18 protein-coding genes and 1 pseudogene are annotated in these 13848 nt (G+C 67.5%); 8 read left to right on the plus strand and 11 right to left on the minus strand.

Annotated features, from left to right (window positions below; translation table 11 throughout):
* Position 1: 1 nt before the first annotated feature.
* From AT701_RS13835 to AT701_RS13845, 3 genes are all read right to left on the minus strand, one after another.
* Positions 2 to 694 carry an iron-dependent transcriptional repressor DtxR gene (locus AT701_RS13835; protein WP_003894134.1) on the minus strand — a complete coding sequence of 231 codons (693 nt, stop codon included), beginning with the start codon at positions 692 to 694 and terminating at the stop codon, positions 2 to 4.
* Between the two features lie 228 nt (positions 695 to 922).
* Positions 923 to 1882, minus strand: a complete 960-nt coding sequence (locus tag AT701_RS13840) for a sigma-70 family RNA polymerase sigma factor (RefSeq protein WP_003894135.1) — start codon at positions 1880 to 1882, stop codon at positions 923 to 925.
* A gap of 147 nt (positions 1883 to 2029) precedes the next feature.
* Entirely contained in the window at positions 2030 to 2458 is a 429-nt protein-coding gene (locus AT701_RS13845; RefSeq protein WP_058126033.1) for a DUF3099 domain-containing protein, read from the minus strand.
* Between the two features lie 77 nt (positions 2459 to 2535).
* Here AT701_RS13845 and AT701_RS13850 point away from each other — a divergent pair, with 77 nt between their 5' ends.
* The gene (locus AT701_RS13850) at positions 2536 to 2772 is read left to right on the plus strand and encodes a DUF3039 domain-containing protein (protein WP_003894138.1); all 237 of its coding nucleotides are present in this window, start codon (positions 2536 to 2538) and stop codon (positions 2770 to 2772) included.
* A gap of 3 nt (positions 2773 to 2775) precedes the next feature.
* Here AT701_RS13850 and AT701_RS13855 read toward each other — a convergent pair whose 3' ends face one another.
* Both AT701_RS13855 and AT701_RS13860 read right to left on the minus strand, forming a co-directional pair.
* Entirely contained in the window at positions 2776 to 3768 is a 993-nt protein-coding gene (locus tag AT701_RS13855; RefSeq protein WP_058126034.1) for a YihY/virulence factor BrkB family protein, read from the minus strand.
* 72 nt (positions 3769 to 3840) lie between these two features.
* Positions 3841 to 4032, minus strand: coding sequence for a DUF7455 domain-containing protein (locus AT701_RS13860; RefSeq protein ID WP_003894140.1), 192 nt, complete (start codon positions 4030 to 4032; stop codon positions 3841 to 3843).
* A gap of 157 nt (positions 4033 to 4189) precedes the next feature.
* On the opposite strand from AT701_RS13860, the gene AT701_RS13865 reads away from it, so the two are divergent.
* A complete protein-coding gene (locus AT701_RS13865; protein ID WP_011728561.1) occupies positions 4190 to 4555 on the plus strand; it encodes a DUF952 domain-containing protein in 366 nt (121 codons plus the stop codon).
* 328 nt (positions 4556 to 4883) lie between these two features.
* Here the strand turns inward: AT701_RS13865 and AT701_RS13875 are convergent.
* A pseudogene (locus tag AT701_RS13875) lies at positions 4884 to 6283 on the minus strand (RNA polymerase sigma factor).
* Positions 6284 to 6478: 195 nt separating this feature from the next.
* The gene (ppgK, locus tag AT701_RS13880; RefSeq protein WP_003894143.1) at positions 6479 to 7297 is read right to left on the minus strand and encodes a polyphosphate--glucose phosphotransferase; all 819 of its coding nucleotides are present in this window, start codon (positions 7295 to 7297) and stop codon (positions 6479 to 6481) included.
* Between the two features lie 168 nt (positions 7298 to 7465).
* Between ppgK and AT701_RS13885 the strand changes: the two genes are divergently transcribed.
* The gene (locus AT701_RS13885; protein WP_003894144.1) at positions 7466 to 8317 is read left to right on the plus strand and encodes an inositol monophosphatase family protein; all 852 of its coding nucleotides are present in this window, start codon (positions 7466 to 7468) and stop codon (positions 8315 to 8317) included.
* Here the strand turns inward: AT701_RS13885 and cei are convergent.
* On the minus strand, positions 8291 to 8941 hold the full coding sequence (gene cei, locus AT701_RS13890) for an envelope integrity protein Cei (protein ID WP_003894145.1): 651 nt from the start codon (positions 8939 to 8941) through the stop codon (positions 8291 to 8293). The genes AT701_RS13885 and cei overlap by 27 nt on opposite strands.
* Positions 8942 to 9106: 165 nt before the next feature.
* Here cei and AT701_RS13895 point away from each other — a divergent pair, with 165 nt between their 5' ends.
* Positions 9107 to 9409 carry a DUF4193 domain-containing protein gene (locus AT701_RS13895; protein WP_011728564.1) on the plus strand — a complete coding sequence of 101 codons (303 nt, stop codon included), beginning with the start codon at positions 9107 to 9109 and terminating at the stop codon, positions 9407 to 9409.
* A 20-nt stretch (positions 9410 to 9429) separates the two neighbouring features.
* Here the strand turns inward: AT701_RS13895 and AT701_RS13900 are convergent, their stop codons facing one another.
* Positions 9430 to 9909, minus strand: coding sequence for a DUF3093 domain-containing protein (locus tag AT701_RS13900; protein ID WP_058127617.1), 480 nt, complete (start codon positions 9907 to 9909; stop codon positions 9430 to 9432).
* Between the two features lie 25 nt (positions 9910 to 9934).
* On the opposite strand from AT701_RS13900, the gene dut reads away from it, so the two are divergent.
* Together dut and AT701_RS13910 are read left to right on the plus strand one after the other, a co-directional pair.
* Positions 9935 to 10399 (plus strand): dUTP diphosphatase, encoded by a 465-nt coding sequence (gene dut, locus AT701_RS13905; protein ID WP_011728566.1) that lies wholly within the window; start codon positions 9935 to 9937, stop codon positions 10397 to 10399.
* Complete coding sequence (locus tag AT701_RS13910; protein ID WP_003894150.1) at positions 10399 to 11190, plus strand: DUF3710 domain-containing protein; 792 nt, start codon at positions 10399 to 10401, stop codon at positions 11188 to 11190. The genes dut and AT701_RS13910 overlap by 1 nt, the downstream gene beginning before the upstream one ends.
* A gap of 42 nt (positions 11191 to 11232) precedes the next feature.
* Here AT701_RS13910 and AT701_RS13915 read toward each other — a convergent pair whose 3' ends face one another.
* Positions 11233 to 11931, minus strand: a complete 699-nt coding sequence (locus tag AT701_RS13915; RefSeq protein ID WP_003894151.1) for an alpha/beta hydrolase — start codon at positions 11929 to 11931, stop codon at positions 11233 to 11235.
* A 135-nt stretch (positions 11932 to 12066) separates the two neighbouring features.
* Between AT701_RS13915 and AT701_RS13920 the strand changes: the two genes are divergently transcribed.
* Positions 12067 to 12438, plus strand: coding sequence for an OB-fold nucleic acid binding domain-containing protein (locus AT701_RS13920; RefSeq protein WP_003894152.1), 372 nt, complete (start codon positions 12067 to 12069; stop codon positions 12436 to 12438).
* Complete coding sequence (locus AT701_RS13925; RefSeq protein WP_058126035.1) at positions 12435 to 13178, plus strand: DUF3159 domain-containing protein; 744 nt, start codon at positions 12435 to 12437, stop codon at positions 13176 to 13178. The genes AT701_RS13920 and AT701_RS13925 overlap by 4 nt, the downstream gene beginning before the upstream one ends.
* Here AT701_RS13925 and AT701_RS13930 read toward each other — a convergent pair.
* A complete protein-coding gene (locus AT701_RS13930) occupies positions 13175 to 13843 on the minus strand; it encodes a potassium channel family protein (RefSeq protein ID WP_003894154.1) in 669 nt (222 codons plus the stop codon). The genes AT701_RS13925 and AT701_RS13930 overlap by 4 nt on opposite strands.
* Positions 13844 to 13848: the final 5 nt, after the last annotated feature.

Below are 13848 nucleotides of genomic sequence, written 5' to 3' on the forward strand. Positions count from 1 at the left end.
ATCAGACCTTCTCGACCTTGACGGCGTGGGCCATGTGGTGCGGCAGCTCGACCTGCTCGTGGCCGGGGATCACGATCATCACGCCGCCGTTGTTGTTGGCCTCGACCGTCACCCTCGCGTTGGGGACCACGCCGGCCTCCTTGAGCCGCCCGATGAGGTCCGTATCGCCCTGCACGTGTTCGGTCAGCTGGCGGACCACCACGGCCACCGGCATGCCGACCGGAAGCTCGGTGAGGCGGACCAGGCTCACGTCCTCGGTGTTGACGCCCGGCGTGACGCCCAGCTCGGTCAGCCCGGGGATGGGGTTGCCGAACGGGGAGGTGGTGGGGTTGTCGAGCACCTGGACCAGCCGGCGCTCGACCTCCTCGCTCATGACGTGCTCCCAGCGGCACGCCTCGGCGTGGACGTCCTCCCACGGCAGGCCGATCACGTCGACCAGAAGCCGCTCGGCGAGCCGGTGCTTACGCATCACGGCCACCGCGAGAGCGCGGCCCTTGTCGGTCAGTTCGAGGTGCCGGTCACCCGCGACGTGCAACAGACCGTCGCGCTCCATGCGCGAGACCGTCTGGCTCACGGTGGGGCCACTCTGGTCGAGTCGCTCGGCGATGCGCGCCCGCAGCGGCACGACGCCCTCTTCCTCGAGGTCGTAAATCGTCCGCAGGTACATCTCGGTGGTATCGACAAGATCGTTCATGCGCGCCTTCCCAGCCCAAACTCAACGAACAGTCTACCGTTTTTGCGGCCTGAACTGCGGCGCATCCGCGCCGCGCGGGTCACAGGCCCCACCTGGCCGTTTGCCCTGCACGCTGCCATCGCCGCGCGTGCTGCGACGCCGGTGCGAACACGAATGTGCCCGCCGCGTCGCGGCGGGCACATCCTGATGTCGCTTTCGTTGTCGCATCGAGCCGGCGGCTCGACCGCATCAGCTCGCGTAGGAGCGGAGGCGGTCGGCACGCTCGCCGTTGCGGAGCTTCGCCATGACCTCGCGCTCGATCTGGCGGACCCGCTCACGCGAGAGGCCGAACAGCTTGCCGATCTGGTCGAGGGTGCGGGGCTGACCGTCGTCGAGCCCGAACCGCAGGCGGATGACCTGCTGCTCGCGCTCGTCGAGCGTGGCGAGCACGTAACGGATGTCGGTGTGCAGAAGCTCCGAGATGACGGCGTTCTCGGCGGACATGGCCTCGGAATCCTCGATGAAGTCGCCCAGCGGCGCTTCCTCGTCGGTTCCGACCGGCATGTCGAGGCTCACCGGGTCGCGGCTGTGCTCAAGCAGGTCGTTGATCTTCTCGACCGGGATACCCGACTCTTCGGCGAGTTCCTCGTCGGTGGCCTCGCGCCCGAGGTTCTGGTGCATCTCACGCTTGATGCGGGCGAGCTTGTTGACCTGCTCGACGAGGTGGACGGGCAGCCGGATGGTGCGGCTCTGGTCGGCCATGCCGCGGGTGATGGCCTGCCGGATCCACCACGTGGCGTACGTGGAGAACTTGAAGCCCTTGGTGTAGTCGAACTTCTCCATCGCCCGGATCAGACCCAGGTTCCCCTCCTGGATCAGGTCGAGCAACGGCATCCCGCGACCGGTGTAGCGCTTGGCCAGCGAGACCACGAGGCGCAGGTTGGCCTCGAGCAGGTGTCGCCGTGCCGCCTCGCCGTCGCGGACCACCGCTTGGAGATCACGCTTGCGCGCCTCGCCCAGTCGCTTCTTGGTGTCCAGCAGATGCTGCGCGTACAACCCGGCCTCGATGCGCTTGGCGAGTTCTACTTCGTCTGCGGCATTGAGCAATGCGGTCTTGCCGATGCCGTTCAGATATACGCGCACGAGGTCTGCTGCCGGGCTTTGGGCATCCAGATCGGTGTCAACGCGGCTTGTGGTGGCATTTGCCATGACGGCCTCCTGATCGGCTCGAACTGTCATGACTTACAACGTGTCATGCCCCCGAAGAGTTCCCACCTGCCGTCGTTTTCATACGTGTTGACCTGCACTTTTTTGACGCCGACCTGAGATTCTCCTGAGAATAGCGACAGAAGCCTCTCAGCTGGCCGGATGACCCCGAAAATCTGCTGTCCCCGGTTGCGGTGGCGCTTCCGGTTCGCGGTTGAGATCGGACATCAGCGCGGGCCGCTCCGCCGTCGGGAACAACGGGATCTTCTCGCCGCGGCCGGCGTACCGGCGCGGCTCCTCGCGTTTGCGAGGCGGACGGTCGTTGGCGATGAGCACGGCCATCCACGGAAGCGGGATCGAGACCGCGATGATCGCCAGAGAGATGAGCCCGTTCTCCCAGATGTTGTAGGCGACCGCAGCCAGGATCAGAGCCGGGATGCGGAATGCCATCAGCGTCAGGTACTTACGGACACGTTGGCGGTGCTGCACCTCGTATGCGGGGGCAGCGCGGGTGATGAGGACCGGGCGGGCTTCGGCATCGAAATCGTCGTCGAAACTCAGCTCGTGGCTTTGTTTCATACCCCTACTGTTTCACACCTGGACGCCGCGTAAACAGCTGGATTTCCTCGTCCGGCCCGGCCAGGCACAATATGTGTATGCAGACCCAGACGATTGAGCGCACCGACACCGACGAACGCGTCGACGACGGGACCGACAGCGACTCTCCCAAGTTCTTCCACTACGTGAAGAAGGACAAGATCGCCGAGAGTGCGGTCATGGGCACGCATGTGGTCGCGCTGTGCGGCGAGGTGTTCCCCGTGACCAAGTCGCCCAAGCCGGGCTCCCCGGTGTGCCCCGACTGCAAGCGCATCTACGAGTCGCTCAAGAAGTAGTAGTCACGAAGCAGACGGTTCCTCGGCGGCGCCGGGCACCGGGTCGGGCTCGTCCCGCACCGGTTCCTCGGCGCCGCCGTTGCGCGCCCTGGTCTCGATCCACTTGCGCACGCGCGTGGCGTGGGTGTCCGCGGCGGGCCACTCCTCCTGGATCGCGGCGTTCAACTCAGCGCCGATCATGATCGCGAAGCCGAGGAAGAACGCGAACAGCAGGAACGCGATCGGTGTCGCCAGCGCGCCGTAGGTGTAACCCGTGCTGGTGATCCACGTCAGGTACACGCGAAGGCCGACCGTCGTCACCAGGAACACCACCGTGGCCAGGACGGTGCCCAGCAGCAGCCGATGCGTCGGCAGCGGCTCGGGAAGCGAGACCCGGTAGAGCACCGTCACGAACAGGGCCACCGCGAAGAACAGCGCCGGGTAGTAGCCGTAGTGCAGGGCGTTGTCCCAGCTGTCGGGCAACTGCTCGGCGATCTTGCGGGGCCCGAGCGCGACGAGGGGCGCCGCCGCGATGGCCCCCACCAGCATCACCACGTACAGGCCCAGCGCGTAGAAACGCTGGCGCACCGGATGCCGCAGCGGCGTCTGATCGTGGGCCTCGACGATCGAGTCCACGAACGCCGACACCGCGGACGAACCGGCCCACAACGAGATCACGAACCCGATCGAGACGACCTCGCCGCGTGCGCCCTTCACGATGTCCCGGATCGTCGGTTCGATGATCTCGTTGACGACATTGGGGGAGAAGAAGCTGTTCGCGGCGGTGATCAGCTGATTCTGGATCGTCGGAAGTGTCTCCGGTCCGAACAGCGGTGCGATGTAGGCCAGACTTCCGAGCATCCCCAACAAAAGCGGGGGTAGCGACAGTGCGCACCAGAACGCCGCCTGGGCCGACTCGGAGAAGATCGAGTCGTCCCAGCTCTTCGACAACGTACGTTTCGCGATGTGCCGAATGTGGTGGCGTGAAGGTGGTACCGGAAGCGGTTGGCCAGTCATGACCAGACCAGCATTACTGACGAGGTGTGCTCCTGCCCAGAAGGGTGACTCTCAGCGGTGCGTGTCGCGTGCTCAGGCTTCGACCGGGCTCACTTCGATGACGGCCGACAACTCGATCAGCTTGGCCTCGTGCTCGTTCGCGTGGTGCTGGCAGAAGAGGAGCTCGGCTCCGGACGGCAACTTCGCCCGTACACGAGCCGCCGCACCGCAACGATCGCAGCGGTCAGCTCTGGTCAGCTCGGGGCTTGTCAGAGTTGCGTTCATGGCTCCTCCGTCTCTCTTCTGCGCGACTTCGGCAAAGTGCCGATGTGCGTATCTCTACTCTGTCAGACGTTTTGGCTTCCGGCGTTGTTCCCCAGGGCTTTACCGGTGTGTCGTGTCTCACGTCCACGCCGTGTTGCCGGCCCGGCAAGCTGGCGGTATGAATCCGCCCCCAGCCGAGCCGAGCGTTCTCGTCCACCTGTGCAGCGCCGAGGACTGGCGACGCGCCCAGGAGTCCGGCGAACATCGGCCCGAATCGCTCGACGCGCAGGGCTTCGTCCACCTTTCCGCCCCTGAGCAGGTACATCTGCCCGCGAATCGTCTCTACGCGGGCCGCCGGGACCTGGTGTTGCTCCGTATCGACCCCGCCAAACTCACGGCGCCGGTTCGATGGGAGCACGGTGTTCCAACGGATCCGGAAGCCATGCTGTTCCCGCATCTGTACGGCCCACTGCCGGTCGATGCTGTGATGATTGTTACGGCGTATCTGCCGGGCCCCGACGGCACCTTTTCACCGCTTGCCTGATCCGGGGCGAGGCGTTCACGAAACGGTTCGGCGTGCCCGGCGCGCCGCGGGTGGTGGCGGGCCATTGCGTGGGTCCGGGACGCCATCAGATCCGGACAGGCCGGAACCGGGGCACGTACAGTCCGGTACTGATGCGCAATCACATTGAGCGGGAAGGGTTTTCGCCCCTAGGCTCCGCACGGCGGGCGGGCACCTGAATTGCCCTGTGTCACAACAGCGCTGCGCAGCGCACCGTGCGTGGTTGCTCGTCGTGTCGGAGGACGCGCGCCGCGAACACACCGACGGCGGACCGGAGATGTCCGGTCCGCCGTCGGCGTCAGGAGTTCTTCTAGTCCAGGTAGTCGCGCAGCACCTGCGAACGGCTCGGGTGGCGCAGCTTCGACATGGTCTTGGACTCGATCTGGCGGATGCGCTCACGCGTGACGCCGTATACCTGGCCGATCTCGTCGAGCGTGCGCGGCTGGCCGTCGGTCAGGCCGAAGCGCAGGCGCACGACGCCGGCCTCACGCTCGGACAGCGTCTCCAGCACGGACTGCAGCTGGTCCTGCAGCAGCGTGAACGACACGGCGTCCACGGCCACGACCGCCTCGCTGTCCTCGATGAAGTCACCGAGCTGGCTGTCACCCTCGTCGCCGATGGTCTGGTCCAGCGAGATGGGCTCACGCGCGTACTGCTGGATCTCCAGCACCTTCTCGGGCGTGATGTCCATCTCCTTGGCGAGCTCTTCGGGCGTGGGCTCGCGGCCCAGGTCCTGCAGCAGCTCACGCTGGATACGGCCGAGCTTGTTGATCACCTCGACCATGTGCACCGGGATACGGATGGTGCGGGCCTGGTCGGCCATGGCGCGCGTGATGGCCTGGCGGATCCACCACGTGGCGTAGGTCGAGAACTTGTAGCCCTTGGTGTAGTCGAACTTCTCGACCGCACGGATCAGGCCCAGGTTGCCTTCCTGGATGAGGTCGAGGAACGCCATGCCGCGGCCGGTGTAGCGCTTGGCCAGCGACACCACGAGGCGCAGGTTCGCCTCCAGCAGATGGTTTTTGGCGCGGTCGCCGTCGCGGCAGATCCACTGCATGTCGCGGCGCTGCTGCACTGGCAGCTTCTCGCCCTTCTCGGCGAGTTCGGCCAGCTTCTGCGTGGCGTAGAGACCCGCCTCGATGCGCTTGGCCAGCTCCACCTCTTCTTCGGCGTTGAGCAGGGCCACCTTGCCGATCTGCTTGAGGTAGGCGCGGACCGAGTCGGCCGATGCGGTCAGCTCGGCGTCTTTGCGTGCCTGTCGCAGGGCCTCGGACTCTTCCTCGTCCCACACGAAGTCGCCGGACGCCTTGTCCTTCTCGGACGGCTCGTCGATGTCGTCGTCGGCGGCCTTCGCGGTCGCGACGGCGGGCGTCGCGGCATCGGCCTCTTCTTCCTCGTCCTCGACTGCGGTGTCGTCGTCGGAGTCGAGGTCGTCGAGTTCCAGGTCGGTGTCTTCGACGTCGAGATCCTCGCCGGGCTCAGCCTCGAGATCGTCGGTCACCTCAAGGTCGTCGGTGACGCCGTCCTCGGGCTTGGCAGCGGTGCCTTTGGCGGCCCGCTTGGCCGGGGCTTTCTTGGCGGGGCCTTGCCGCCGGCTTTCGCCGCGGCGCTCTTGGCTGCCCGCTTGGCTGGGGCCTTCTTGGCGGGGGTCTTGGTAGCGGTGCGCTTCACCGGCTCTTCGGTTGCCGGGCTTGCCTTTGTCGCTGCCACGTACACCCTTTCGGTCTTACGAATTCCCGGTGGGCATGGGCATGCTTCACCGGAAGCGTCTGCTAACGAATGTTGGCGTTGTTATCGGCTGGGATACTCACCGCTATTCGGTAGGCGGCCGCCGACGTCCATTGTAACGTCACCGCGGGTCCTACCGCGCCGACCGGCGCAATTTGCCGCGAGTCGCACACCGGATCACAGTTGCTGCCCGCCGGTGGCCTGGACGTCGACCACCGACGCCATCGCCGCGCCGACGATGCCCGCCGTGTTCTGCAGGGCCGCGGCGACGACGGGCGTCCGGTTCTTCAGCATCGGGATCCACTTGTCGGCCTTGCGGCTGATACCGCCGCCCGCGATGAACAGATCGGGCCAGATCGCGTTCTCGATCGTGATCAGGACCTTGGTGACCTCCTCGCTCCACCGCGAGTAGCTCCAGTCCTTGCGTTCCTTGACCGACGAGGCGGCGCGGTGCTCGGCTTCCTTGCCGCCGACCTCGAGGTGACCAAATTCGGTGTTGGGCAACAGGACACCGTTGTGGATCACGGCCGATCCGATGCCGGTGCCGAATGTGAGCAGCACGATCACGCCGCTGTTGTCCTTGCCCGCGCCGAACCGTTCCTCGGCCAGGCCTGCGGCGTCGGCGTCGTTGAGGACGGTCACCTCCTGACCGTCGAGCGCCTTGCTGATGGTCTCGACGGCGTTCACGCCGATCCACCCCTTGTCGACGTTGGCGGCGGTGCGGACGATGCCGCCGGTCACCACGCCGGGATAGGTCACGCCGAGTTTCCCGGTCCAGCCGAACTCGCGCACCACGGCCGCGACGGTCTTGGCGACCGCCTCAGGAGTCGCGGGCTGCGGCGTGTCGAGCTTGAACCGCTCACCGACGAGTTTGCCGGTGTCGAGGTCGACGATGCCGCCCTTGACCCCGCTGCCGCCGACGTCCACGCCGAATCCTCGGCGGCCGGTGGTCCCTGCGGTCGTCGGATCGGCCGTGGGCTGATCTTGTGCGGTCATGGGAGCTCCTTTGCGGGACAGGCAATGCCGGCTCGGGGGCCGGTGTGGAGGTCGGGAGGGGTGGACTGGCAGGCGACGCGCCTCACCCTAGTTGCTCGCGGACGCGCGTGCGTGCGCTCTGCCATCCCTCTGAGCGACTTTTCCAGGCGGACATGTTGCGATAGAGCGGTGACCGAGAACAGCACCGATCCAGCCGAGCTGCGGGCCGTGGCCGAGCAGTTGGCAGACGAAGCCGCAGAACTGGTCCTTCGACGTCGCGCCGAGGTGTTCGGCGCCGCGGGCGCGTCCAACGACGACGCGGCCGGCGGGCAGGCCGTGCGGACCAAGAGCACGCCGACGGACCCGGTGACCGTCGTCGACACCGAGACCGAACGGTGGTTGCGCGAGCGGCTGGCGGTGTTGCGGCCGGGGGAGCACGTCCTCGGGGAGGAGGAAGGCGGGAAGCAGGAGGGTCGCGCGGGGCTGAGCTGGGTGCTCGACCCGATCGACGGCACGGTGAACTTCGTCTACGGCATACCCGCCTATGCGGTGTCGATCGCCGTCCAGTTGGACGGGCGGTCCATCGCGGGAGCCGTCGCGCACGTGTCGGCGGGCGCGGTCTACTCGGCCGCGCTGGGCGGCGGTGCGCACGTGCGCCAGAACGGGGTGACGACGCCGCTGCGGTGCAGTGCCGTCGACGACCTCGCGATGACGTTGGTGGGCACGGGCTTCTCCTACTCGCACGAGGCGCGCAGGCGCCAGGCCCAGGTGCTCGCGCAGATCCTGCCCACGGTGCGGGACATGCGCAGGCTGGGTTCGTGCGCGCTGGATCTGTGCATGGTGGCCGCGGGCCAGCTCGACGCCTATTACGAGGACGGCGTGCACGTGTGGGACTGGGCGGCCGCGGCGCTCATCGCGGCCGAGGCCGGGGCGACGGTGTGGCTGCCCGCCGGTGGCGGTGGCGGCAAGGTGATCGCCGCGGCACCGGGGGTCGCCACGGCGCTGCGCGACGCGCTAGCAGGCGCCGGTATGGATCTTTGACACCAGCGACGAGTCGGCCGGCTGGGTGGCGTCGGGACGCAGGCTCGCCAGCACGGCCTTGATGTCGTCACTGCTGCTGAGCTCGCTGAACTCGGTTCCGAGCGCCAGATCCACTGTGGCGTCGGGCCTTTCGTCCTCGAACAGCTCAGTGCACGGCGCCACCAGCCAGACCGCGGCCGCGGCCGCGCGGCCCGACGGCCCGAACCGGATCTGGCCCTGGCACTGCAGGCGGGTGCTGGAGTAGATCGGGTCGTTGGCCGCGTCGGGCTGTGCGAACCCGAGATCGCGCAGTTCGCTGGCGATCTCGCCGGCCTGACCGCCCTGGCCGCTCGCGTTGAGCACCCTGATCTTGGTCTCGGCGAGCGGGGCCGGGGTCACATCCGTCATGTCAGAGGGCGCCACTTGTTTGCCGAGTTTCGGGGCGGCGGGATCGCTGGCGGGCGGCGGGTCGTTGCACTCCAGCGCCTGCTGCACATCGATGGGCTGATTGAGCGCCATCACCCACACCATCAGCGTCACCACGGCGAGCGCGACGAACAGCACTATGCCGGGGATGTAGTTTCGACGGCGAAAAGGGCGACCGTGACGGTCGAAGGCTGTGCCCTCGGTGATTTGCGCGACCACTCCGACACTCTAAAGCCATGGTCGCCAGGTGTGGCGCGCGAGCTCAGACAGTGGTGTGATGTAAATCACACTGGAACGTGTGGCAATACGGGCACGAATCGTTTGGGGAATGCGTTCGACGCTGGTACAAAGCTCTGCTGCAAGGTAAGGGAGGGGACACAGACGATGGCTACCGACTACGACGCCCCGCGGCGCACAGAGACTGACGATGTTTCCGAGGATTCGCTTGAGGAACTCAAAGCACGGCGCAACGAGGCGCAATCCGCTGTGGTGGACGTCGACGAGGCGGAGACCGCCGAGTCCTTCGAACTCCCGGGGGCGGACCTTTCCGGAGAGGAACTCTCGGTCCGGGTGGTCCCGAAACAGGCCGACGAATTCACCTGCTCCAGTTGCTTCCTGGTGCACCACCGCAGCCGTCTCGCCAGCGAGAAGAACGGCGTGATGATCTGCACCGACTGCGCGGCCTGACCGGCCGCAGACCGATTCGATCAGGCGTTCAACGCCGCCAGCAGGCGATCCGGGTGACGAGTGCTGACCAGCCAGTACGGGGTGGGGTCGTCCGGATCGTCGAGAACCACCAGAACCATCGGGCCCACCCAGGCGCGGTGCACGACGTAGGCCGCGGGATCCAGCTGACGGCCCAGGGCCGCCGACTTCGCCGATTTCGGCACCTCGGCGCTGCGCGCGACCACCGACCTCGGCAGATGCGCCGCATTCACCCACAGCTCGTTGTCGCCATCGGGCGAACTCACTACCCGAACCTCGGTCTTGCTGAACCACAGCAGCACCGCGGCTGCCACCGGCAGCAGCACGGCATACGGAACCCAGGCCGGGATGCTCGACACCCCCATGACCACCTCGAAGGCGATCAGCGCCGCGAATCCCGCGGCGATGGGAATCCACCACCAAGGCACCCACAACCGCTCGCGATACCGCGTGGTTTGGGTGGTTGCGCGCGTGTCCGACACGCGGCTCAGAGTAATCTGTGACGTCGTGTCCACCTCTCTGGCGGTCGTCCGATTGGACCGCGAGCTTCCGATGCCCACGCGGGCGCACGACGGTGATGCCGGCGTCGACCTCTACAGCGCGGAGAACGTCGAACTGGCCCCCGGGCAGCGGGCCCTGGTGTCGACCGGTATCGCGGTCGCCATACCGCACGGAATGGTCGGCCTGGTGCACCCGCGTTCGGGTCTGGCTGCGCGGGTGGGTCTTTCGATCGTCAACAGCCCCGGCACGATCGACGCCGGCTACCGCGGTGAGATCAAGGTTTCGCTCATCAACCTGGATCCGCAGACGCCTGTCGTGATCAGCCGCGGCGACCGGATCGCCCAGCTGCTCGTGCAGCGGGTGGAACTTCCCGAGCTGGTGGAGGTGACCTCGTTCGACGAGGCCGGTTTGGCGGACACAACCCGTGGCGACGGCGGTCACGGTTCCTCCGGCGGACATGCGAGTTTGTGATGGCATTCGGTAAGCGCAAGAAGAGCGCAGCGGACGACAAGCGGACCGGCGACCAGCCCGTGGCGGCACATGCCGCCCCCTCGGCGGCCGACGAACAGCCCGATGAGGACCTGCAGGGTCCGTTCGACATCGAGGATTTCGACGACCCCGCGGTCGCGGCCCAGGGCCGGCTGGACCTGGGTTCGGTGCTGATCCCGATGCCCGACGGCGGGCAGGTGCAGGTCGAGCTCAACGAGGCCGGGGCGCCCAGCGCGGTGTGGGTGGTCACGCCCAACGGACGGTTCACCATCGCGGCCTACGCGGCGCCCAAGACCGCGGGTCTGTGGCGCGAGGTGGCCTCCGAGCTGGCGGAGTCGCTGCGCAAGGACGCCACATCGGTGAGCGTGCAGGACGGGCCGTGGGGCCGCGAGGTGGTCGGGGCAGGCAACGGCGGTGTCGTGCGGTTCATCGGCGTCGACGGCTACCGCTGGATGGTGCGGTGCGTGGTCAACGGCGTCCCCGAGACCGTCGACGCCCTCGCGGCCGAGGCCAGGGCGGCACTGACCGACGCCGTGATCCGCCGCGGCGACACGCCGATGCCGGTGCGCACCCCGCTGCCGATCCAGCTGCCCGAGCCGATGGCCGCCCAGTTGCGCGCCGCCGCGGCCGCTCAGGCCGCCGCGCAGCAGAACCCGGCGGCCCAGCAGCCGCAACAGCAGGAGGGCGAGCAGCCTCAGCCGCCCGAGCCGGTAGCCCGGCGCAGCGCCCAGGGTTCGGCGATGCAGCAACTGCGCACCATCACGGGCGGCTGAACCCGCCGGCAGGGCCCACAGCGCCGGTCACGCGCGGCTCGGTCAGACGTCACCCAGCGCGGCCACACACGCCGCGCCGAGCGAACCGGTGTCGATACCCATCTGTTCGAGCGTCACGGTGCGCAACGCCGCCCTGGGCGCGGCCGAAACCCACGCATACCCCACCTCGGCCGGATGTACGGGGTCGTCGGTCGCCACTGCCACACCCATCGGCACGGTGAGCCGTTCCAGTTCCGCGCATTCCGGCGCGTGATAGGCCGCGGCCTCCTCCATGCTCTCCGGCAGCGCGGGCCACTGGCCCAACCACGAGCGGGCGAGCTCGTCGGCCAGCCAGGCCGGACTGTTCCTGCGCATCTCGGCGACGGTCGCCCCCAGTCCGTCGCGGCGCAACGACAGCGCCGACTGGCGGGCCAGCAACGCCGCGGGCGCGTCGTGGGGGGCGCCACTCCACGGCGGCAGGGCGGCCAGCACGGCCACCGCCGCATTCGGATGGTTCAGTGCCCACCGCAGGGCCACCACGGCGCCTATCGACACGCCGCCGACAGCGATCGGCCCTGACCGCGCGGCGTTGTCGAGCGCGTCGCGATATCCCGCGACCAGCCGGCCCGGCTGCGGGGGCGGGGTCACCAGGGGTGCGCCGACCTCGTGCAATGCGGTCGAGAACGCCCGGTAGACGTAGTCGTCGTCGGAGCCGGTGCCGGGCAGCAGAACGGTTGTGACGCCGCGCAGGATGACGCTCATCACATGATGGTGCCTGTCGGCGAAAACCTCGGCGTGGCGACCCCACCCCAACGTGGCAATCGGAGACCAAGAGGGTTACCGTGGCGGTTGGTTGGGAGAGATCCACGGTGGATCCGCGAGAAGTCAGGAGAGGCCATGGCTACGGCCGAACGGTATCTGCGCCGGCTTACTCGACGCCTGACAGAAGACCCCGAGCAGCTCGACGTGGAAGAGCTCAGTGAAGAAGCGGCCACCACCGGCGCCCAGAAGGCAATCGACTGTCAGCGCGGCCAGGAAGTGACCATGGTCGGGACCCTGCGCAGCGTCGAGTGCAACACCAAGGCGTGTTCGGGGGGCGTCAAAGCCGAGTTGTTCGACGGCACCGACACGGTGGTGCTGGTGTGGCTCGGACAGCGCCGCATCCCCGGTATCGAACAGGGCCGTACCCTGCGGGTGCACGGTCGCGTCGGCAAGCTGGAGAACGGCGCGAAAGCGATCTACAACCCGCACTACGAAATTCAGAAGTGACCCAGGCCGACAACAGCCCACTCCCAGAATCCGCGGGCGAGGCGGAAGTACCTCGTGCGCGTGGAGGCCGTGCCGTCCTCGAACAGATGGGCGGGATCAGCGGCCTCATCTATTCCTCATTGCCGGTCGTCGTATTCGTCCCGGTTTCTTCGCTTTTCGGGCTCACGGCCGCGATCGTCTCGGCTCTTGCCGTCGCCACGCTGATCCTCATCTGGCGGTTGATCCGCCGCGACTCGGTGCAGCCCGCGATCTCGGGGTTCTTCGCCGTCGGTGTGAGCGCATTGATCGCCTACATGGTCGGGGAGTCGAAAGGCTACTTCCTGCTTGGCATCTGGTCGTCGCTGATCTATGCGGTGGTGTTCGGTATCTCGGTGCTGATCCGCCGCCCGGTGGTCGGATACATCTGGGGCTGGGTGCACACCGACGACGCGGGCTGGCGCGATGTGCGGAAAGCAGTGCGGGCGTTCGACATCGCCACGCTCACCTGGGTCGCGGTGTTCGGGTCGCGATTCGTGGTGCAGAACCATCTGTACGACGCCGACGAGACGACGTGGCTCGGCGTGGCCCGCATCGCGATGGGGTGGCCGTTGACCGCGGTCGCGGCACTCGTGACGTATCTGGCCATCCGCAGCGCGCAGCGTGCTGTGCGGGAGCACCAGGCAGCCCGCCACATCGATGCGGCGACCGGTTCGGGGTCCGAGCCCGCCGCCGAATCGGGGGCCGAACCGCACGCGGGCTAACGCCGCGTGGGCCGCAGCAGAACCTCAAGCAGTTCGTCCTCGACCTCGGTGGTCGCAACGAACAGCAGTTCGTCACCACCTTCGAGCGGTTCGTCGGCCTCCGGCACGATCACCCGCGCGCCGCGCAGGATCGTCACCAGAGCCGCGTCGCGCGGCAGTTCCAGGCGCTTCACCGGTTTTCCACCCCACGGCGTGTCGTCGGGCAGCGTGATCTCGACGAGGTTCGCCTGGCCCTTGCGGAACTCCATCAACCGCACCAGGTCACCGACGGCGACGGCCTCCTCGACCAGCGACGCGAGCATGCGCGGCGTCGACACCGCGACGTCGACGCCCCAGTTCTCGTCGAAAAGCCATTCGTTGCGCGGATCGTTCACGCGGGCCACCACCCTGGGCACCGCGAACTCGGTCTTGGCGAGCAGGCTGACCACCACGTTGACCTTGTCGTCGCCGGTCGCCGCGATCACCACATCGAACTCTTCGAGGCGCACGGATTCGAGCATCGTGATCTCACACGCATCGCCCAGGCGCCAGTGCGCGGCCGGGATGGCGTCGACGTCGATGTGGTCGAGGTTGCGCTCCAGCAGCGTCACCTCGTGATTGCTCTCGAGCAGTTCGCGGGCGATCGAACGGCCGACCGCACCGGCACCGGCGATGGCGACTTTCATCGGCG

The organism is Mycolicibacterium smegmatis, assembly GCF_001457595.1.
Classification (GTDB): domain Bacteria; phylum Actinomycetota; class Actinomycetes; order Mycobacteriales; family Mycobacteriaceae; genus Mycobacterium; species Mycobacterium smegmatis.

Excerpts from the sequence above, each read along its gene's own strand:
- AT701_RS13835 (WP_003894134.1), bottom strand. The coding sequence starts at position 694 with ATGAACGATCTTGTCGATACCACCGAGATGTACCTGCGGACGATTTAC.
- AT701_RS13865 (WP_011728561.1), top strand. The coding sequence starts at position 4,190 with ATGAATCCGCCCCCAGCCGAGCCGAGCGTTCTCGTCCACCTGTGCAGC.
- AT701_RS13855 (WP_058126034.1), bottom strand. The coding sequence starts at position 3,768 with ATGACTGGCCAACCGCTTCCGGTACCACCTTCACGCCACCACATTCGG.
- AT701_RS13915 (WP_003894151.1), bottom strand. The coding sequence starts at position 11,931 with ATGAGCGTCATCCTGCGCGGCGTCACAACCGTTCTGCTGCCCGGCACC.
- AT701_RS13850 (WP_003894138.1), top strand. The coding sequence starts at position 2,536 with ATGCAGACCCAGACGATTGAGCGCACCGACACCGACGAACGCGTCGAC.
- AT701_RS13860 (WP_003894140.1), bottom strand. The coding sequence starts at position 4,032 with ATGAACGCAACTCTGACAAGCCCCGAGCTGACCAGAGCTGACCGCTGC.
- AT701_RS13895 (WP_011728564.1), top strand. The coding sequence starts at position 9,107 with ATGGCTACCGACTACGACGCCCCGCGGCGCACAGAGACTGACGATGTT.
- AT701_RS13910 (WP_003894150.1), top strand. The coding sequence starts at position 10,399 with ATGGCATTCGGTAAGCGCAAGAAGAGCGCAGCGGACGACAAGCGGACC.
- AT701_RS13840 (WP_003894135.1), bottom strand. The coding sequence starts at position 1,882 with ATGGCAAATGCCACCACAAGCCGCGTTGACACCGATCTGGATGCCCAA.
- AT701_RS13845 (WP_058126033.1), bottom strand. The coding sequence starts at position 2,458 with ATGAAACAAAGCCACGAGCTGAGTTTCGACGACGATTTCGATGCCGAA.
- AT701_RS13930 (WP_003894154.1), bottom strand. The coding sequence starts at position 13,843 with ATGAAAGTCGCCATCGCCGGTGCCGGTGCGGTCGGCCGTTCGATCGCC.
- ppgK (WP_003894143.1), bottom strand. The coding sequence starts at position 7,297 with ATGACCGCACAAGATCAGCCCACGGCCGATCCGACGACCGCAGGGACC.
- AT701_RS13920 (WP_003894152.1), top strand. The coding sequence starts at position 12,067 with ATGGCTACGGCCGAACGGTATCTGCGCCGGCTTACTCGACGCCTGACA.